We start from the raw sequence: 18,749 nt of genomic DNA on the forward strand, positions 1-18,749 counted from the left end.
GCGGCAACAAACGGTTTGAGTGAGTAGCGCAAATCCGCACGACAGAATGGCGAAGAGTGTCGGGCGCGCCGTCGTAACGATGGTCGCCGTACTGCTGGTGACTGCGGGAACTGCCGGAGCCTTCGGACAGGCAGGAACCGAGCAAGTGGACGTCGATACCGACTCGACGCGACTGAACGTCGCTCTCCAGGAAGATGGGGACGCCCAGTGGGAAGTGGTCTACCGCATCCGACTGGACGACGAGAACGACTCCGAGGCGTTCGAGGCGCTCCGTCAGGACGTACAGAACGACTCGACACCGTACACCGACCGCTTCGGCCAGCGGATGGAACGGATTGCAGCCACCGCCGAGAACGCGACCGGCCGGAAGATGACGATTCGGAACATGTCCGTCGAGACGCGGACCCAGCCCAACTACGGACTGCTCGTCTACGAGTTCGAGTGGACGAACTTCGCCGCCGTCGAGGGTGATACCATCCGTGTGGGCGACGCTATCGACCAGTTCTACCTCGACGCCCAGACCGCACTGGAGATACAGTGGCCCGACGGGTACGTCAGCGACTCCGTGACACCCACCGCGACGACCTCCGGCGAGAACAGCGTCGTCTGGCAGGGCGAGCTAGATTTCGACGCCGGCCAGCCGCGCGTGGTCGTCGTCCCACAGGGTGAGACGCCGGTTCCACCGGACGACGAGACGACTGAACCGGCATCGGGCGACGGGAACGAGGGTGGCCTCCCGCTCGTCGGATTGCTCGCCGTCGCCGCAGTCGTCCTCGGCGGCGGTGTCTGGCTGTACAGTCGCCGGGACGACGATGCGACACCCGCGAGTGACGGAACAGACTCCCCCGGCGCAACCGATGCGGGCGCGACGGCCGCTGCCGCCGACACTGCAACTGACGACAGCCCACCGATGGATCTGTTGAGCAACGAAGAACAGGTGCTCCGCCTGCTCGAAGAGAACGGCGGACGGATCAAACAGAAAGCAGTAGCCGACGAGCTAGACTGGACGGCGGCAAAGACCAGCCAGGTGGTCGGCAGTCTCCGCGACGACGACAAACTCGAATCGTTCCGCCTGGGTCGCGAGAACGTCCTGACGCTCCCGGACGTGGACCTGGAGCCGACTGACGAAGGCGAGTAATAGGCGTATATAAATCCACCGACCGTTCGAGGGTCTGTTTTCGTTGGCAGCCCCAGAACCGCACGAATCGGGCCGATTTTAATCCAACTTAATTGGAGTTAACTGGGCGAGAATCAGCGTTAGTACTGGCCATTTATATACACCCTACCGCCCAAGAGGAGAGTGTAATGAGACAGCGAAGCACCATCGTCCTGGCCGCACTCCTCGTCGCAGCCGTCGCGGCAGTCCCGATCGCGGGGATGGCGGCGACGAGCGACGTGCCAGCGCAGACGAACAACAGCACGAACCAGAACACGACCGACGCGAACGCCACCGCACCGGGTGAACAGCTCGCCGGCGTCGTCGACGTCCAGGAAGCCGAGATAGAGGGCGATGTTGACGAGCGCTCCTACGGTATCAAGGTCGCCAAGGCCGCCACCAACGACAGCAAGGCAGATGTCGTGAAGACCCAACTCGACGACATCCAACAGCGCCTGACCGAACTCGACGAGCGCAAGGCGAACCTCACGGAAGCGCGTGAGAACGGGAACATCAGCGAAGGGCGCTACCGCGCAGAGATGAGCCGCGTCGTAGCCGAGACCGAGACGGCAAAGCGCCTGGCCAACCAGAGCGAGAACGTCTCGCAGGGCCTGCCGGCTGACCTGCTCGAATCGAAGGGCATCAACGCGACCGCCATCCAGACGCTCCAGGAGCGCGCGAACAACCTCACCGGTCCCGAAGTGGCCGAAATCGCCCGAAGTATCGCCGGCCCGAACGTCGGTGGCCCGCCGGCTGACCGAGGCCCCGGTGAACTCCCCGAGCGACCGAGACAGGGCGGTCCCGACGAGCGCCCCGGACCGGGTGGCGACCAGATGCCCGATGGTAACATGACTGGCGGCGACATGCCCGACAACAACGTGACCGATGGCAATATGACCGACGGGAACCGGACCGACGGCCACCAGACTGGAGATCGGGAAACCAGCGACGACAGCCAACAGACCGCTGACGACGAGCAGACCCAGACGGCGCGGTCGGATAGCTAACGGCCACAACGCTTACTCAACAGAGTTCTGAGTCCACATATATGGGAGAGACAGTCAGACAGAGTGGGATAGCGCTTTGGTTCGTCGCACTTTTACTCGTCTCCGCCACGGGCGGGGCAGCCGCGACAGCAACAACTGACACACAGCAGACACACGACGGAGCGGCCGAACCGCCGGCGTTCGTCGTCGACGTACAGGAGAACGGCTCTGCAACGGTGACGGTGAGTTACACCTACAACCTCTCGGATGACGACCGGAAAGCGGCGTTCGAGGAGCTCCGAAACTCCACAGAGGCACGGGACGACTTCCGGGACCGCTTCGAATCTCGGTTCCGGAGCGTCGCGAACAACACAGCGAACGAAACCGACCGGGAAATGTCGGTCCGCGACGCCACGCTCGAGTTCCGAACCGAGGGTGACACCGGCGTCGTGACCGCGACAGCGCTGTGGGACGGGCTGGCGGCCGTCGACGGCGACCAGTTGACCGTCACAGAACCGTTCGCGAGCGGCTTTACCACCGAGCGGACGTTCCACGTCGTCCTCCCCGACGACTACACGGTCTCGTCGGTGACGCCGTCGGCCGACCAGCAGACAGACGGCCACCTCACGTGGACCGACGGGACGGACCTGAACGGATTCGAACTCGTGACGACGGCCCCAGAAGACCCCGAGACGGCCACGCCGACGCCGGACGCGGACGGCACGGAACCCGACAGTGACGCGACGACCACCGAGGACACGCCGGGTAGTTCCGGACCCGGCTTCGGTATCGTCGCAGTGATTGCCGCGCTGGTGGGGCTCCTGGTCCTGGCTCGGCAGGACTGAGCAACACCCCTGGGTTTGCGAAGGTCGGCGAGGGAACGCCTGAACGGAGTGACGGAGTGAACTCGGCGGGACTGGGCCACGCCAGCAGCCCACACATCGGACGCTTCTCGGAAGATATTTGTACAGTTCTCCGGGTAGATGTTCGTACATGACCGGGATCACCACCACGGACACCGACGCTGTCAGCCGTGGGTCCCGACGACGACCGGGCCGTTAGGCCCGACACTACCTCTCCCCCCTGTTTTGATTGGATTTCAGTTACCGTCCACCGCCGGGTTTCGGGACGGATATCAACCCCCCGGCACACTCACAACACATGCCAGAACAAAACCGCGTCGCGCTCGCCTTCTCGGGTGGGCTCGACACCACAGTCTGCGTTCCGCTGCTCGAAGAGGAGTACGGCTACGACGAAGTCATCGGCGTCACTGTCGACGTCGGGCAACCCGAAAAGGAGTTCGTCGAAGCCGAGGAGACCGCCGACGCGCTCGGCGTCGAGAACCACGTCGTCGACGCCCGCGAGGAGTTCGCCGACCTCTGTCTGCGCTCGGTGAAGGCAAACGCCACCTACCAGGGCTACCCACTTGGCACCGCGCTCGCGCGCCCGGTCATCGCCAAGGCAATCCTCGAAGTCGCTATCGAACAGGACTGCGACGCCGTCGCCCACGGCTGTACCGGCAAGGGCAACGACCAGCTCCGGTTCGAGGCCGTCTGGCGCGACTCGGACCTGGAGGTCATCGCGCCCGTCCGCGAACTCGGCCTGACCCGCGAGTGGGAGATGGAGTACGCCGCCGAGCGCAACCTCCCCGTCGAGGGTGGCAGCGAAGGCCGTTACAGCATCGACACCAACCTCTGGAGTCGCTCCATCGAGGGCTCCGAGCTCGAAGACCCCGCGACGATTCCCAAAGACGACATCTACGACTGGACGCAGAATCCCAGCGGCAAGGACGCCGAACTCGTCGACATCGAGTTCGAGGATGGCATCCCGACCGCGCTCGACGGCGAGCCGATCGACCCCGTCTCGCTCGTCGAGCAACTCAACGAGCAGGCCGGTGCCCACGGCGTCGGCCGGACGGACATGATGGAAGACCGCATGCTCGGGCTGAAAGTCCGCGAGAACTACGAACATCCCGCCGCCACCGTTTTGCTGACCGCCCACGAGGCGCTCGAACAGCTCGTCCTCACCCAGGAGGAGCGCCAGTTCAAACAGCAGATCGACCAGCAGTGGGCCCACAAGGGGTACCAGGGACTCATCGACGCACCGTTCGTCGACGCCCTCGAAGGCTTCATCGACACCACCAACGAGCGTGTGAACGGCTCCGTCACCGTGAAGTTGGAGGGTGGCCACTGCCGCCCCGTCGCCCGCGAGAGCGAGTACGCCGTCTACTCCGAATCGGCCGCCTCCTTCGACGAGGAGGACGTACAGGGCGGCATCACCCAGCAGGACGCCACCGGCGTCGCCAAGTACCACGGCTTCCAGTCGCGCCTGGCCAAACGGGCCATGGAGAACGCGCGCCAGGAGGACTGAGGGATGAGCGAGGAGAGTACTGACGATGCCGTGGTTCGCCGCGACCGCTTTAGCGGCGGCCCCGCCCGGGAGTTTCTCTCCTCGCTGGCCGCCGACGAGCGCATCTTCGACGCTGACCTCGCTGTCGACCGCGCCCACGTCGTCATGCTGGCTGAACAGGACATTATCGACGACGAAGACGCGAGTGCGATTCTCCGCGCACTCGACGACATCGAGGAGGCGGGCCACGGCGGCCTGCCCGACGGCGAGGACGTCCACGAGGCAATCGAGACCGCAGTCATCGAACGGGTCGGCCCGGAGGGCGGCCGGATGCACACCGCCCGCTCGCGCAACGACGAGGTGGCTGCGTGTATCCGCTACCGTCTTCGTGCCGACGTGCTGATGCTACTGGAAACGGTCGTCGAAGCCCGCGAGCAACTGCTTGCGGTGGCCGACGAGCACACCGAGACGGTGATGCCCGGTTACACCCACCTCCAGCCTGCCCAACCCACCACGGTCGCACACTGGATTTGCTCTTACGAGCAGGCGCTCGCCCGCGACACGGCCCGGCTGCTCGATGCCTACGAGCGTATTAATCAGTCACCACTCGGCGGCGCCGCCTTCGCGGGGACGCCGTTCGACATCGACCGCGAGCGCACCGCCGAGTTGCTGGGCTTCGAGAGCGTGGTCGAAAACTCGATGGACGCCGCAGCAGCGCGGGATTTCCTCGTCGAGACGACTGCGACGACGGCGACGCTGGCGACGACGCTATCGGGACTCGCGGAGGACGTTGTCGTCTTCGCCAACCGCGGCTTCGTCGAACTGGACGACGACTACGCCTCCACGTCCTCGATTATGCCCCAGAAGAAGAATCCGGACACGCTGGAACTGGTCCGGGGACGGACCGGCGACGCCACCGCGGGACTGGAGGGGTTGCTGACGACACTGAAAGGGCTTCCACGCGCGTACAACCGCGACTTGCAACGTGCGGGCGGGCACGCCTACGAGGCCATCGACTCTGTGACCGAGAGCGTCGAGGTCGCCGTCGGCGCGGTCGCGACCGCCGACTGGCCGGCCGACGAACTCGCGACAGCCGCCGGCGAGGGATTCGCGACGGCGACGGGCGTCGCCGACCTGCTCGCCCAGTCGGGCGTCCCGTTCCGGACCGCCCACGAACTGGTCGCGAGCGCGGCGGAGCAGAGCGACGACCCCGGTTTCGCGGAACTGGACGCGGCGAGCGAGGCAGTCCTCGGAGAGTCACTGACCGAACACGTCCCGAAAACGGAAATCGAGGAAGCGCTCGATCCCGCCGAGAGCGTCGCCATGCGCGACTCGCGGGGCGGTCCGGCACCCGAATCCGTCCGCCAGCACCTCGACCGCGCCACGGAGACGCTGGCAGCGGACCGCGACACTGTCGACGAGCGCCACTCGACCATCGACGACACGGCAGCAACACTCCAGTCGGAGGTGGACAGCTATGTCTGACCAGCCGGCAGACGGCGAGCGGACACCACCGACTGCGAGCACCGGCAGCGGCCGCCTGCGACCCACCCGAGTACGACGATCCCCGTCCGGGGACAACATACCAGAACTCTGAATATACGATTCGGTAAATCTCGAAAACACTCATCTCACGCGCTTAGCTCTGGGTGTGCGTTACCAATTCCATCTGACAGGTTCGAAGGCTTTAAGTCGATAGACCGACCACTCAGAGGTACAATGGCAGACTGTCCCGAGTGCGGGGGCGACGTGACCCTGCACGACGACCTCGAAGTCGGAGAGATTGTCGACTGTTCAACCTGCGGTGCCGAGCTCGAAGTCATCGACGACGACCCTGTCGAACTCGATACGGCACCCGAGCTCGAAGAAGACTGGGGTGAGTGAGGTGCACGCGACCCGCGAGCGTCGTGGGCAGCCACTGACCACGGCGATGCCGAGCGTTGCGAGGCAGCGCGGGTCTCGTCACGGTCGAGCGGTGCCTGACGCGAGACGTGAGCAATGCGGCCGTCTCGGGAACGCAAACCGCGAGACACCGGCCGGGTACGACCGGCCAACCCCCTGGAGACACACATGAAAGTCGGAATCCTCTACTCGCGCATCCGCAAGGACGAGAAGCTGCTTCTCTCGGAGTTACGCGAGCGCGACCACGACGTTGCAAAGATAGACGTTCGCAAACAGCGGTTTGGCCTCTCGGAGCCGCCCGAAGCGTTCGGTGGCGTCGACATTCTCGTCGACCGGTGTCTGGCGACTTCCCGGAGTCTCTACACGACGGAGTTTGCCGACGCATACGGCGTCCCAGTCGTCAACGACGCCGAAGTCGCCGAAGTCTGTGCGGACAAAGTGAAAAACAGCCTCGCGCTCGAACGAGCCGGCGTCCCGACACCGACGACGGAAGTCGCGTTCACCAAAGACGCCGCCATGGAGATTATCGAGGACTTCGGTTATCCCTGTGTCATCAAGCCGGTCATCGGCTCGTGGGGTCGCCTGATGGCGAAACTCGAGGGCGACTCGGCGGCTGAAGCCGTCCTCGAACACAAGGAGGTACTCGGGCACTACGAACACAAGGTGTTCTACATCCAAGAGTTCGTCGAGAAGCCCGGCCGCGACATTCGCGTGCTGGCCACGGACGGCGAGCCGGTCGCCGCGATGGTCCGTTCCTCGGATCACTGGCTGACCAACGCCGCGAAGGGTGCCGACACCGCCGAGTTCGAACTCGACGACGAAGCGCGCCGGCTGGTCAAAGAGGCCAGCGACGCCGTCGGCGGCGGCCTCCTCGGTGTGGATTTGATGGAGACCGGGGTGGATGAGGATGGGAATCCGACGGGCTACACAGTTCACGAAGTCAACCACAACGTCGAGTTCAAAGCGCTCGACGGCGTGACCGACGTGGACGTGCCCGCTCGCGTGGTCGACTGGCTCGAAACGAAAGTCGAATCCGAGACGGATGCAGAGGTATCGACATGACGTATTCCGCGAGTGTCGTCGGTGCCAGCGGCTTTACCGGCGGGGAACTGCTCCGCCTGCTGGATGGCCACCCCGAGTTCGAACTCGTCCAGGCCACCAGCCGTTCGAAGGAGAACAAGACTATCGGGCACGCACATCCGAATCTCCGCCACGCCGACGTTCGCTTCTCCCATCCCGAAGAACTCGAATCGGTCGACGTCCTCTTCGCGGCGACCCCCCACGGCGTCTCGATGGAGCGCATCGACGCCTTCCAGGACGCCGCCGACACCGTCGTCGACCTCTCGGCGGATTTCCGCCTGAACACCGAAGCGCAGTACGAGGAGTGGTACGACGGCCATGAACGACCCGAACTGCTGGAGGACGCCGTCTACGCACTCCCCGAACTCACGCGCGAGGAACTACCGGGCGCGGACCTCATCGCCTCCGGCGGCTGTAACGCCACGGCAACCATCATGGGGCTGCTCCCGCTCGTCGAGGAGGGCATCCTCACCGGTGACGAACAGATAGTCATCGACGTGAAAGTCGGCTCCAGCGAGGGCGGCGCAGGTGGCGGCGAGGCCTCCTCGCACCCCGAGCGCTCGGGCGTCGTTCGCCCCTACGCGCCGACCGGCCACCGCCACGAGGCGGAAATCGAGCAGTTCCTTGGCTTGGACGTGTCCTTTACCGTGCACGCCGTCGACATGATTCGCGGCGCGAGCGCGACGTGTCACGTCTTCCCCGGCGAACCCGTCTCGAAAGGCGACCTCTGGGGAGCCTACCGCGGCGCCTACGAAGCGGAGCCGTTCGTGGAACTGGTCGCGGGCGGCGGTGGCGTCTACCGCTACCCCGAACCCAAGGCCGTCGTCGGCACGAACAGGGCGGAGGTCGGGTTCGAACTCGACGCCAGCAACAAGCGGCTGGTCGTGTTCTCGGCCATCGACAACATGATGAAGGGCTCGGCGGGCCAGGCGGTCCACGCCGCCAACGTCGCGCTCGGCATCGAGGAGACGGCCGGGCTGGAGTTCCAGGGGCTGCACCCCGTCGGTGCGCCGTAATTGGAGGATATTTTCATGACTGTAGTTATCAAAATCGGTGGCGCTCGCGCGGTCGACCCCGAAGGTGCCATCGCCGACGTTGCATCGCTCGTTTCGGGAGAATCAGACCAGCAGGCAGACCCCGAGAGTGGGGCCGGGCCGCACGAAGTCGTCGTCACCCACGGCGGCTCGACGGCCGTCGACGACACGCTCGAGCGACTCGGTATCGAACCGGAGTACGTCGAGACGCCGAGCGGTGTCGTCGGCCGCTTCACCGACGAGGAGACGATGGACGTCTTCGAGATGGTGATGCCCGGCCTCCTCAACACCGAGATGGTCGCGAATCTCCAGAGCGAAGGCGTCGACGCCGTCGGTCTCTCGGGCGTGGACGGAAAGCTCCTCCACGGCCCCCGGAAATCAGCCGTTCGCGTCGTCGAAGATGGAAAGAAGAAGATTCGTCGCGGTGACCACTCGGGCAGCCTGAAGGAGGTCAATGGCGACCTGCTCGAATCGCTGCTCGACGACGGGTACACGCCCGTCGTGAGTCCACCGATGGCTGGCGCTGACGATGGAGACGTTACGCCCGTCAACACGGACGCCGACCGTTCCGCTGCTGCTATCGCCGGGGAACTCGACGGGATGCTCGTCCTCTTGACGGACGTCCCCGGCATCCTCGAAGACCCCGACGACCGCGAGACGCTGATTCGGGAAGTCGAGACGCCCGACGACTGGGCGCGGATGGAAGACGCCGCAGAAGGGTTCATGGGTCGGAAAGTCATGGCAATCAGAGAAGCACTGGAGGGCGGCGCAGACGAGGTCGTCGTCGCCGACGCCAATCTGGAACGGCCGATTGCCACCGCACTGGAGGGTGACGGCACACACGTCTACCCGAGCGCACTCCCACAGGGAGGTGACGAGGAATGAGCGGCTTCGTCTTTTCAGAGAAACCGATCCAGATCGAGGAGGGCGACGGACCCTACCTCTACGATGACAGTGGCACAGAGTACCTCGATATGGGCGCGAGTTACGCCTGTGTCCCGCTCGGTCACGACCACGACGCAGTGCAGTCGGCCGTCAGCGAGCAACTCTCGAAGCTGACCTACGTGCAGGCGTCCTATCCCAACGCCGCCCGCACCGCACTGTACGAACGGCTGGCCGAGACCGCACCCGACCCCATCGGAAAGGTGTGGCTCTGTAACTCCGGGACGGAAGCCAACGAGGCGGCCCTGAAGTTCGCCCGCTCGGCGACGGGGAACTCGAAGATTATCGCCACGATGCAGGGCTTTCACGGCCGCACGATGGGCGCACTCGCGACCACCTGGAAGGACAAGTACAAGAAACCGTACGAGCCGCTCATCGGCGACGTGGAGTTCGTTCCCTACGACGACCCAGACGCGATGGCCGAGGCCGTCGACGACGAGACGGCGGCGGTCATCGTCGAACCCGTCCAGGGGGAGGGCGGCATCAACCCCGCCAGCGACGAGTTCCTCCAGCGCACGCGCGAGGTAACGGAGGAATCGGGTGCAGCACTGATTTTCGACGAAGTCCAGACCGGCATGGGCCGGACGGGAACGCTGTGGGCCGCGGAAGGCTCCGGCGTTGTCCCCGACATGATTACCGCCGCGAAGGGACTCGGCAACGGCCTGCCCGTCGGCGCGACGCTGTGTCGGGACTGGATTGCCGAGAACTACGGCTCGCACGCCTCGACGTTCTCCGGTGGCCCCGTCATCTCGGCGGCCGCCGACGCCACCGTGTCGACCATCGTCGACGAGAAAATTCCCGCTCACGCCGCCGATGTCGGCCAGTACCTTCGTGGGCAACTCGAATCGGAGCTCGGCGACGCCGCCCGCGAGGTTCGCGGCGAGGGGCTGATGGTCGGCATCGAGGTCAAGCGCGGCGCGAATCGCATCCTGAAGGAACTGGCGCTGAACCACCAGCTGCTGGCGCTACCCGCCGGTCGGACTGTGGTGCGTCTGCTCCCGCCGCTGACCATCACCGAGGAGCACGCCGACAGCGTGGTCGACGCGCTGGTGGAGGTTATCAATGAGTGAGGTGAGCATATGAGCGGGACGACACAGCGTAGCGAAGCCCGCGAGCTCATCGAGAAGCTCGTCGGCATCCCGTCGGTGACCGGCAACGAGCGGGCCTGTGCCGAGCAGTTGAAGACCTTTTTCGAGAAACACGACCGTGAGGTGTGGATAGACGAGGTGGGGAATCTCCGCGCACCTGCAGACGACAGCGTCCTGCTGACCTCCCACATCGACACCGTTCCCGGCGACATTCCGGTCCGTGTCGAGCGGTTGCCAGACAGCGACGCCCACTGGGGCGGGAACGGCCCCGTCGACGGGGGCGGCGAGCGCGACGTGCTCTGGGGACGGGGCAGCGTCGACGCGAAGGGACCGCTGGCGTCGATGGCTGTCGCCGCAGTCCGGACCGGGACGAGTTTCCTCGGTGTCGTCGGCGAAGAGGTCGACTCCCGCGGGAGTCGGTTCATCGTCGAGGACCGCGAGGGCGAACCCGATGCCGTCATCAACGGCGAACCCTCCGGCTGGGACGGTATCACGCTGGGCTACCGGGGACTCGTCGCCGGAACCTACGTTGCGACCAGCGAGTCGGGGCATACCTCCCGGCCGGAGAACAACGCGATTCAGGACGCTATCCAGTGGTGGGCCAACGTCGAAGAAGAGTTCGCCCACGACGAGTGGCAGCCAGTCTTCGAGCGCGTAACGCCAAAGCCCATCGACATCGACGGTGGGCTCTCAATTGATGGACTCTCTGTCGAGGCGACGATGGACGTCCAACTGCGTGTGCCGCCGTCGATGACCACCGAAGAGGTCATCGAGATTACCGACGGCTATCTCGACGTGGCCGACCGGGTCAACTGGGACGACCGCGTCGAGCCGGTGATGAAGAGTCCGCGAAACGAGGTCGCACGCGCGTTCCGCGGGGCGATTCGCAAGGAAGGCGGCGACCCGCGGCTGCTCCGGAAGACCGGTACCAGCGACATGAACGTCTTTGCACAGCACTGGGACTGTCCGATGATCACCTACGGCCCCGGCGATTCGGACCTGGACCACGCGCCCAACGAACACCTCGTTCTGGACGAATACGATAAGGCAGTGGCGGTCCTTGAAACCGCCACGGAACGGCTCTGCTAACTATGGATCTCGTTGACGTCGACGACCTCACGACTGACGAACTGCACGCCGTCCTGGACCGGGCGGCCGACATCAAGGCTGCCCAGGAAGATGGGACGGCCGCCCAGCCACTGACAGACCAGACGCTGGGCATGATTTTCGAGAAACCCTCGACGCGGACGCGAGTCTCCTTCGAGACGGGGATGACACAACTGGGCGGCCACGCTATCTTCCTCGGCCCGGACGACATCCATCTCGGCCACGGCGAGCCGATCAAGGACACCGCCCGCGCCGTCTCCCGCTACGTCGACTTCATCATGGCGCGGGTGTTCGACCACAGCGATATCGTCGAGCTCGCCGAATACGCGACGGTACCAGTGGTCAACGGCCTCACCGACGACGCTCACCCCTGCCAGACGCTCGCGGACCTGCTGACGATTCGCGAGCACTTTGGCTTCGACACCTCCGTCGCGTGGGTCGGCGACGGCAACAACGTCTGTCAGTCCTTCGTCCTCGGTGCGGCCATGGTCGGCCTCGACCTCACCGTCGCGACACCGGAAGGGTACGAAGTCGACGACGACGTGCTGGCGCGGGCCGACGAACTCGGGAGCGCACCCGAAACGACGACCGACCCCGAGGAGGCCATCGCCGACGCCGAAGTCGTGTACACGGACGTGTGGGTCAGCATGGGTCAGGAGGACAAACGCGAGCAAAAACTGGACGAGTTCGAGGGGTTCCAGCTCACTACCGACCGCGTCGGCGACCGGGCAGTAATGCACTGTCTGCCCGCCCACCGCGGCGAAGAGATTACCGACGAAACCCTCGAAAGCGACAACGCCATCGTCTGGGACCAAGCAGAAAATCGGCTGCACGCTCAGAAGGGGCTGCTGGTGTGGCTGTCAGAACAGTAGTGCGCCGAACGAAGTGAGGCGCTTTTTCGCCCACGTTTTTCGACGAGCGGTTGCGAACGAAGTGAGCCACCCGAGGAGAAAAAGGTGGCTGCCGGACCAAGCAGAAAATCGGCTGCACGCCCAGAACGGACTGCTTGTCTGGTTGTCCGAGCAGTAGAACGCCGAACGGAGTGAGGCGCTTTGTCTGGTTTTGTGGCAAGATGGAAACCTAACGAGTTTGGTTATATGGTTAGGACCGAGCAGTGTCTGTGTGTTTATATGGAAGACACCACGGTTCAGTCGGCGTTCGAACGCGAGGTCGAAACGTACAGGGAAGCGATGGATGACCTCAAGCGGACGGCAGACGGCCAGCGAGCGAGTTTCGACAGTCTCGACGACGCAATGAGCGAGTTACAGCAGTCAATCGCACAGATGACCGCTGCCGTCGACGAGTACGACCAGGCCCGCGACGAACTCGACGCAGCCGTCGTCTCACTGGGCGAGCACGCAGCAGCGTCGCGCAGTGTCGAAGTCGGTGACGCATCCGCGACCGGTGTCGGCCCCGTCGCCAGCGACTGACTCGGGAGCGGACAACAGTCAAACCATGACAAAAATGGATCACAGCGAGGAACTCGCCACGGAATCGCCCCCCACCGCTACAGCCGGGATAGAACAGTCGATGGCAGACCTGACCGAACAGATGGCTGCACTCACAGCAGCGTGGACGAGATAACGACAGCATGACGCGTTCGTCGACTCGCTCATGCGCGGACAGGGCGAATGAAGCCGTTCGTTCTGGTGTCTCTGCGGACAGCCTCATTTAAGTAGTGAGACGGTCGTGTGCCACCCGTCTGACGGACGCAATATCTCGCCTCCGTATTGCGTTTCTGTGCCGACAATTCCTCCCGAGGGTTTAAGTAATCAGACTCCATCGATTTGGGTGCAGTCGCGACTGCACGTCACACGCTCTATGTTTTGGCGGTGAGCGCGCCGGCTTCCGATCGATCACCGGACGTTTATGCGTCGTGCTGGGGTAATAGTGGCTATGCTCGATTTGTCGGCCGTGCTGGCGGCCCGCGACCGGGTCGCAGAGACTGCCCGGCATACACCGCTGGATTACTCACACACGATTTCGGCGATGACCGGTGCGGACGTCCACCTGAAACTGGAGACATTCCAGCGAACCGGCGCGTTCAAGATTCGCGGTGCAACCAACCGCATCGCGACGCTCTCCGAGGCCGAGCGCGAGGCCGGTGTCATCACCGCGAGCGCCGGCAACCACGCGCAGGGTGTCGCACTCGCAGCCACGCGCATGGGCGTCGACTCGAAGGTCGTGATGCCCGAGAACGCACCCATCTCGAAGGTCAAGGCGACCCGCAGCTACGGCGCCGAGGTCGTACTGGAGGGTGTCGACTACTCCGCCGCCGCCGAGTACGCCCACCAGCTCGAAGCCGAAGAGGGCCGGTACTATCTGCACGCGTTCGACGACGAGATGGTGATGGCGGGACAGGGGACTATCGGCCTGGAAATTATCGAGGACCTCCCGAGCGTCGAAACAGTCGTCGTCCCCATCGGCGGCGGCGGGCTCATCAGCGGCATCGCAACCGCACTGAAAGGCAAAGACCCGGACGTACGCGTTGTCGGCGTGCAAGCCGAGGGCGCATCGAGCGTCGCCCAGTCGCTCCAGAAGGGCGAGCGCATCGAACTGGACGCCGTCGACACCATCGCGGACGGCATCGCCACCAGAACCGTCGGCGAGAGGACCTTCGAGGTGATTCAGGAGCGCGTCGACGAGGTGGTGACCGTCTCTGACGACGAGATCGCCGTCGCGCTGACGACGCTGTTAGAGCGCGGCAAGACCCTCGTCGAGGGTGCTGGTGCGGTCCCGCTGGCCGCGCTCATGTTCGAGAAGTTCGACTACGACGACGGGGAGACAATCGTCCCGGCGCTGTGTGGCGGCAACATCGACATGAACACGCTGACGACAGTCATCGTCCGCGGCCTCGTCGAGACCGGCCGCTATCTGCGCTTCCGGACGATTCTGGAGGACCGCCCCGGTGCGCTCGAGGAACTGGTCGGTATCATTGCCGACCACGGCGCGAACATCTACGTCATCCAGCACGACCGCACGTCCCGCGACGTGGCGATGAACGACGCCGAGGTCGAACTCGATGTAGAGACGCGCGGGCCGGACCACGTCGAGGAACTCGTTACCGCCCTCGAAGCGGCAGGGTACAAGGTCGACGTGCTGGTGTAGGCAACTCGCGGGAGTTGGCGAGTCCGTCACTCGTGAGTCGAGTGAGTCCGACCGTCGTGCTGGTGGTCGGTGAGGTCGAGATCCACGAGGAACCGTTCAGCGTCGGTGATGCCGTCCGTTCGCAGGCGCTCGATAAACTGTGTGCTCCGGTCGAGTTTGGAGGCGTAGCCCAGTTTGTCGTCCAGCACGAGACGGCGGATTTCGGTGTGGCTGTACGCGTCTGAGTCGAGATCGCCGCGGTCAATCCACTCGTTGACCGTCTCGATGAAGCGCAGTTCCTGGTTCAGGGAGATGTTCCCCGAGAGTTCGTTCCGGCGGTCGGCAATCTCGTCGACGCGCGTGGGTTCGTCCTCGCGCGTCTGTGGATTTATCTGGACGATCCAGAGTTCGTCCGGCTTTCGCGCTGGGTCGGTATGCATCAAATCGTACACCGGCGGGTTCTGCGAGAACAGGCCGTCCCAGTGGTAGTGGCCGTCGATCTCGACGGCTTCGAACAGTGTCGGAACGGCAGCAGAAGCCAGAATCGCGTTCGGCGAGACGTTCGCCTCGGTAAAGGTCTCGAACTCGCCGGCGTTGACATCGACGGTGCCGACGACCAGTCGTGGACACTCGGGCGTCGCGAGGTCATCGAGCGCGTCAAAATCGACGTGGCGTTCGAGGAGGCGGACGAACTCGCGTTTGCCCATATCCGAGAACGGGAGGTCGTAGGGACTGACCATCGGGGTCGGTAGGGGGCCGTTCTGGAGTCGCGTTCCCCAGACCGCCCAGTCGTTGAGCAGGCGCTCGTAGGGACCCGTCGTCGCGATGTCTGCCCACAGGTCTCGGAGCGTCTCGGCCGCACGCTCGCCACCACCGACGAGATAGCCATACCAGCCAGCGAGCGCCGAAACGGCCCCACCCGAGGTGCCGCTCAGCCCCACCAGCCGGCAGTCCTCTCTGGCGTCGATATACGGCAAGACCGTCTCCAGGACGCCCCCCGTAAACGCGGTGTGACTTCCCCCACCCTGACACGCGATGGCGACGTTCGTGGTCATCTGGATGGAGAGTGGACGACTGTCATTCAGTAGGTGAAGGTGTGACCACCGTCGAACGTGAGGTCCCCACCGTTGAGGTGTCGAGCCCGTTTGGAGAATCCGAACGTGAAGAGGTTAGCTACGTCGACTGGCTCCATCATCTCCTTGACGCGAGATTTCCCCAGCATGACGTCTTCGACGACTTCCGTTTCGCTAATCCCCCGTTCCTCGGCAGTGTCGGGAATCTGGTTGGTCACGAGCGGGGTTTTCACGTAGCTCGTCGAGATGCTAAACGAGCGCAGTGTGCCTTCTCCTTCCGCCGCGATAGCCTGCGTCAGCCCGCGGAGCCCGAATTTTGCGGTGATGTACGCGACCTTGTCCTTCGTGGCGGTGTGGCCGTGAATCGAGGCCATGTTTCCAATCGCACCGACGCCATCGTCCGTGGCGCGAATGTGTGGCATCGCGTGTTTGGCGACGAGAAACGCCCCCCGGAGCATCACGTCGTGCATCAAATCGAACTTCTCGGTCGGGAACTCGTCGATGGGCGAGATGTGCTGGAGTCCCGCGATGTTGGCCACGTAGCGTACGTCACCGAGTTCAGCCGCGGCCTCGACCATGCTGGCGATCTCGTCCTCGTTGACGATATCTGCGGTCACCGTCTCGACGTTGTCGGCAGCGTTACACTGGGCTGCCTTCTCGACGGTTTCGGCCAGTCCGTCCTCGTCGATATCGGTCGCGACGACCGTGAGCCCATTGTAGGCAAGCGCGATTGCTGTCGCCCGCCCAATACCGGATCCCCCACCAGTGACGATAGCGACGGAATCCTCGTTGAAGTGGTCGTCGTCGACCGTCTGAATCTCGTCTTCAGTCACTTCCGGCGGTTCGGTTGCGTCAGATACCATTGTGCCGCATACTGCTACTTCGGTCAGCCCTAAAAAGATACATTGCCACACATGAACCATCAGGATGCTGTCCGGCGTTTCGACGCCGACGGCGGCAGCCAAACTTTGATAGCGACAGCGGGCAACCCATCGGGTATGAGCGAGGACTGCATCTTCTGTCAGATTATCGCCGGTGAAATTCCCAGCAACACGGTCGCAGAGACCGACGAGGCCTACGCCTTCCTCGACGTGAACCCGCTCGCGCGTGGGCACACGCTCGTCGTCCCCAAAGACCATCACGAGCGCGTTGGCGACATGCCCGCCGACACGGCCGGCGAACTCTTCGAGTTGGTCAACGAGATTACGCCCGCCGTCGAGCAAGCGGTCGACGCCCCCGCCTCGACGGTCGCGTTCAACAACGGCGAGGACGCCGGCCAGGAAGTACCACACGTCCACTGCCACATCGTCCCCCGCTTTGCCGAGGACGGTGGCAAGCCGATTCACTCGCTGTTTACTGGGGCCGACCTCTCTGACGACGAGATGGCCGAAATTGCCGACGCAGTTCGGGACGAACAGTAGCGAGTTACAGATGGTAACGTGTGCTCACTGTGGGACCGACATCGACCACCCGTTTACGTGTAATCACTGCAATTCGCAGTTCTGTGGAGACCACCGTCTCCCTGAAAAGCACGAGTGTCCACTGCACGTTCCTGAACCGGGTCAGGGAGGACAATCGACAGCACATCTCTCGGGACAGCACACGGACCGCAACAACGAGGTCGAAGCACCCAACCCGATGGAGACGGGGAACCGTCCAACTCCGGGCAGCAGTGATAGAGAGCCGCCATCTGACACGTCACCAGCAGTCAAAACGAAGGACAATGCGCAAGACCTAGCGCCGCAGTCGTCAAGTTCGTCTCGGTTTCGACAGTGGAAGCTTTCGTCCGACGTAGTGGGTATTCGTCTCCGGTCCACGACGCGAACAGCCATTCGACTTGCTGGCATCGGGTTGGTGCTACTCGCGGCGTACAACGCTCTCCTCACTCCACTGTACGACGTACCAGTGGTCGGGTTCTACAGAGTTACAGAAACGGCGGCCCTGACAGAGACCCCCGCGTACGTCTACGTCGAAGACGTTGCAGCGGCCATGCTCGGTGCCGCGATTGCGTGGTTTGTCTGAGTGGCGTTTTGAGCAAGTGGTCAATACAGGGTGCGTATCCCGCACTGAGTACTGCGTGTGTGTCTGCGCGTCGTCCAGTAGGGAAAGCGCAACCAAGTCACGGTATCAATCCAGCGCTCCGATATTGGCAGCTGCATCTCGTGCAATCTTGTCAACGGTATCTTCCGCTAGTTGACCCTCGATATCCTGAATATCGTCGTGTTTGATAGTGACGAGAACCCACGGGTTGACGTAACTGTCACGGGGTAGTCCACCACTCGTGAAATCTGCAGACGCGAGCGGGATTGCAGCCGAGCGGTGTGTCGTCGTGACGACCGCATAGACGGCTTCTTCATCCCGAAACGGAGGATCGACCGTACTCAGACAGATGTATGGGCGATGTGTATGCGGACCAAGGAGATCTGGACCTTTCACGACGGCTCCCCGGTCATATGATTGGTCGGTCATTCCTCTGTGTCACCGTAATAATCGTCTGTCGTTGACGCGGAACTCGCAGCCTGCTGTGTCGCGTACGAGGCGAGTCGTTCGTCCTCTGCGATAGCCCAGTAGCGTCCCCGGTGTCGAACCAGTCCGCGATCTTCTAACCGTGACAGGACGACACCGGCGCTCCCTCGGGGGATATCTGTCGCTTCATGAATTTCGGTCTGGGTGAACGCCTGCTCGTCATTGGCCGCCAAAAAAGTAAGAATCGTGTGGGGCTGTGTCCCCTCCTCAATAGTCAGGACATCTTCGGACTCGTCCTCGAATCGGTCGATGTTGATTGGCATGTGTAATATACTGTTGTATAATGTAATAAGCCGTTCGGCGAGCGGTTAATCTGCACGCTTGCTGTCGCGGCAGCGCCGCCGCGACAGCGCGCGCCAGCGTCGAACTAGTAGTAACATCATCCTGAGCAGCCAGCAAATCGCGTACCTTTATCAGGG

General features: G+C 63.5%; 21 protein-coding genes and 1 pseudogene. 18 read left to right on the forward strand and 4 right to left on the reverse strand.

The features are described from left to right. The first annotated feature begins 46 nt into the window (after nucleotides 1–46). From WDJ60_RS03425 to ilvA, 15 genes are all read left to right on the forward strand, one after another. Nucleotides 47–1,138 carry a helix-turn-helix transcriptional regulator gene (locus tag WDJ60_RS03425; RefSeq protein WP_340098533.1) on the forward strand — a complete coding sequence of 364 codons (1,092 nt, stop codon included), beginning with the start codon at nucleotides 47–49 and terminating at the stop codon, nucleotides 1,136–1,138. 167 nt (nucleotides 1,139–1,305) lie between these two features. Continuing rightward, nucleotides 1,306–2,163 (forward strand): hypothetical protein, encoded by an 858-nt coding sequence (locus WDJ60_RS03430; protein WP_340098535.1) that lies wholly within the window; start codon nucleotides 1,306–1,308, stop codon nucleotides 2,161–2,163. Between the two features lie 41 nt (nucleotides 2,164–2,204). Further along, entirely contained in the window at nucleotides 2,205–2,987 is a 783-nt protein-coding gene (locus WDJ60_RS03435) for a DUF4897 domain-containing protein (protein ID WP_340098537.1), read from the forward strand. Nucleotides 2,988–3,303: 316 nt separating this feature from the next. Beyond that, complete coding sequence (locus WDJ60_RS03440) at nucleotides 3,304–4,512, forward strand: argininosuccinate synthase (RefSeq protein WP_340098539.1); 1,209 nt, start codon at nucleotides 3,304–3,306, stop codon at nucleotides 4,510–4,512. 3 nt (nucleotides 4,513–4,515) lie between these two features. Continuing rightward, complete coding sequence (argH, locus tag WDJ60_RS03445; protein ID WP_340098541.1) at nucleotides 4,516–5,976, forward strand: argininosuccinate lyase; 1,461 nt, start codon at nucleotides 4,516–4,518, stop codon at nucleotides 5,974–5,976. Between the two features lie 234 nt (nucleotides 5,977–6,210). Further along, nucleotides 6,211–6,375 carry a lysine biosynthesis protein LysW gene (gene lysW, locus WDJ60_RS03450; protein ID WP_302082084.1) on the forward strand — a complete coding sequence of 55 codons (165 nt, stop codon included), beginning with the start codon at nucleotides 6,211–6,213 and terminating at the stop codon, nucleotides 6,373–6,375. A gap of 186 nt (nucleotides 6,376–6,561) precedes the next feature. Continuing rightward, nucleotides 6,562–7,455: a lysine biosynthesis protein LysX gene (gene lysX, locus WDJ60_RS03455; protein WP_340098544.1), complete on the forward strand. Its 894-nt coding sequence runs from the start codon at nucleotides 6,562–6,564 to the stop codon at nucleotides 7,453–7,455. Further along, nucleotides 7,452–8,489 carry an N-acetyl-gamma-glutamyl-phosphate reductase gene (gene argC, locus WDJ60_RS03460; protein ID WP_340098546.1) on the forward strand — a complete coding sequence of 346 codons (1,038 nt, stop codon included), beginning with the start codon at nucleotides 7,452–7,454 and terminating at the stop codon, nucleotides 8,487–8,489. The genes lysX and argC overlap by 4 nt, the downstream gene beginning before the upstream one ends. Nucleotides 8,490–8,504: 15 nt before the next feature. Next, on the forward strand, nucleotides 8,505–9,392 hold the full coding sequence (locus WDJ60_RS03465; protein WP_340098548.1) for an acetylglutamate/acetylaminoadipate kinase: 888 nt from the start codon (nucleotides 8,505–8,507) through the stop codon (nucleotides 9,390–9,392). After that, nucleotides 9,389–10,519: an aspartate aminotransferase family protein gene (locus WDJ60_RS03470; protein ID WP_340098550.1), complete on the forward strand. Its 1,131-nt coding sequence runs from the start codon at nucleotides 9,389–9,391 to the stop codon at nucleotides 10,517–10,519. The genes WDJ60_RS03465 and WDJ60_RS03470 overlap by 4 nt, the downstream gene beginning before the upstream one ends. 9 nt (nucleotides 10,520–10,528) lie before the next feature. Then, complete coding sequence (locus WDJ60_RS03475; protein WP_340098553.1) at nucleotides 10,529–11,626, forward strand: [LysW]-lysine hydrolase; 1,098 nt, start codon at nucleotides 10,529–10,531, stop codon at nucleotides 11,624–11,626. 2 nt (nucleotides 11,627–11,628) lie between these two features. Further along, complete coding sequence (gene argF / locus WDJ60_RS03480; protein WP_340098555.1) at nucleotides 11,629–12,516, forward strand: ornithine carbamoyltransferase; 888 nt, start codon at nucleotides 11,629–11,631, stop codon at nucleotides 12,514–12,516. Nucleotides 12,517–12,774: 258 nt separating this feature from the next. After that, the gene (locus WDJ60_RS03485; protein ID WP_340098557.1) at nucleotides 12,775–13,074 is read left to right on the forward strand and encodes a hypothetical protein; all 300 of its coding nucleotides are present in this window, start codon (nucleotides 12,775–12,777) and stop codon (nucleotides 13,072–13,074) included. A gap of 25 nt (nucleotides 13,075–13,099) precedes the next feature. Beyond that, nucleotides 13,100–13,228 carry a hypothetical protein gene (locus tag WDJ60_RS03490; RefSeq protein WP_340098559.1) on the forward strand — a complete coding sequence of 43 codons (129 nt, stop codon included), beginning with the start codon at nucleotides 13,100–13,102 and terminating at the stop codon, nucleotides 13,226–13,228. 312 nt (nucleotides 13,229–13,540) lie between these two features. Further along, nucleotides 13,541–14,752 carry a threonine ammonia-lyase gene (gene ilvA / locus WDJ60_RS03495; RefSeq protein ID WP_340098561.1) on the forward strand — a complete coding sequence of 404 codons (1,212 nt, stop codon included), beginning with the start codon at nucleotides 13,541–13,543 and terminating at the stop codon, nucleotides 14,750–14,752. Between the two features lie 26 nt (nucleotides 14,753–14,778). Here ilvA and WDJ60_RS03500 read toward each other — a convergent pair whose 3' ends face one another. Together WDJ60_RS03500 and WDJ60_RS03505 are read right to left on the reverse strand one after the other, a co-directional pair. Then, complete coding sequence (locus WDJ60_RS03500) at nucleotides 14,779–15,786, reverse strand: patatin-like phospholipase family protein (protein ID WP_340098563.1); 1,008 nt, start codon at nucleotides 15,784–15,786, stop codon at nucleotides 14,779–14,781. Nucleotides 15,787–15,812: 26 nt separating this feature from the next. After that, entirely contained in the window at nucleotides 15,813–16,667 is an 855-nt protein-coding gene (locus WDJ60_RS03505; RefSeq protein ID WP_340098565.1) for an SDR family oxidoreductase, read from the reverse strand. Nucleotides 16,668–16,802: 135 nt separating this feature from the next. Between WDJ60_RS03505 and WDJ60_RS03510 the strand changes: the two genes are divergently transcribed. The 3 genes and pseudogenes from WDJ60_RS03510 to WDJ60_RS03515 all read left to right on the forward strand — a co-directional run bounded on the left by WDJ60_RS03510 (nucleotide 16,803) and on the right by WDJ60_RS03515 (nucleotide 17,826). After that, entirely contained in the window at nucleotides 16,803–17,225 is a 423-nt protein-coding gene (locus WDJ60_RS03510; protein ID WP_340098567.1) for an HIT family protein, read from the forward strand. 10 nt (nucleotides 17,226–17,235) lie between these two features. Beyond that, a pseudogene (locus WDJ60_RS18810) lies at nucleotides 17,236–17,334 on the forward strand (AN1-type zinc finger domain-containing protein); the annotation flags it as partial. Between the two features lie 264 nt (nucleotides 17,335–17,598). Continuing rightward, nucleotides 17,599–17,826, forward strand: a complete 228-nt coding sequence (locus tag WDJ60_RS03515; RefSeq protein ID WP_340098569.1) for a hypothetical protein — start codon at nucleotides 17,599–17,601, stop codon at nucleotides 17,824–17,826. A gap of 105 nt (nucleotides 17,827–17,931) precedes the next feature. Here the strand turns inward: WDJ60_RS03515 and WDJ60_RS03520 are convergent, their stop codons facing one another. Together WDJ60_RS03520 and WDJ60_RS03525 are read right to left on the reverse strand one after the other, a co-directional pair. Continuing rightward, nucleotides 17,932–18,273: a hypothetical protein gene (locus WDJ60_RS03520; RefSeq protein WP_340098571.1), complete on the reverse strand. Its 342-nt coding sequence runs from the start codon at nucleotides 18,271–18,273 to the stop codon at nucleotides 17,932–17,934. Further along, on the reverse strand, nucleotides 18,270–18,593 hold the full coding sequence (locus WDJ60_RS03525) for a helix-turn-helix domain-containing protein (RefSeq protein ID WP_340098573.1): 324 nt from the start codon (nucleotides 18,591–18,593) through the stop codon (nucleotides 18,270–18,272). Before WDJ60_RS03525 ends, WDJ60_RS03520 begins: the two co-directional genes overlap by 4 nt. Nucleotides 18,594–18,749: the final 156 nt, after the last annotated feature.

Source organism: Salinibaculum salinum (assembly GCF_037645885.1).
Taxonomy (GTDB): Archaea; Halobacteriota; Halobacteria; order Halobacteriales; family Haloarculaceae; genus Salinibaculum; species Salinibaculum salinum.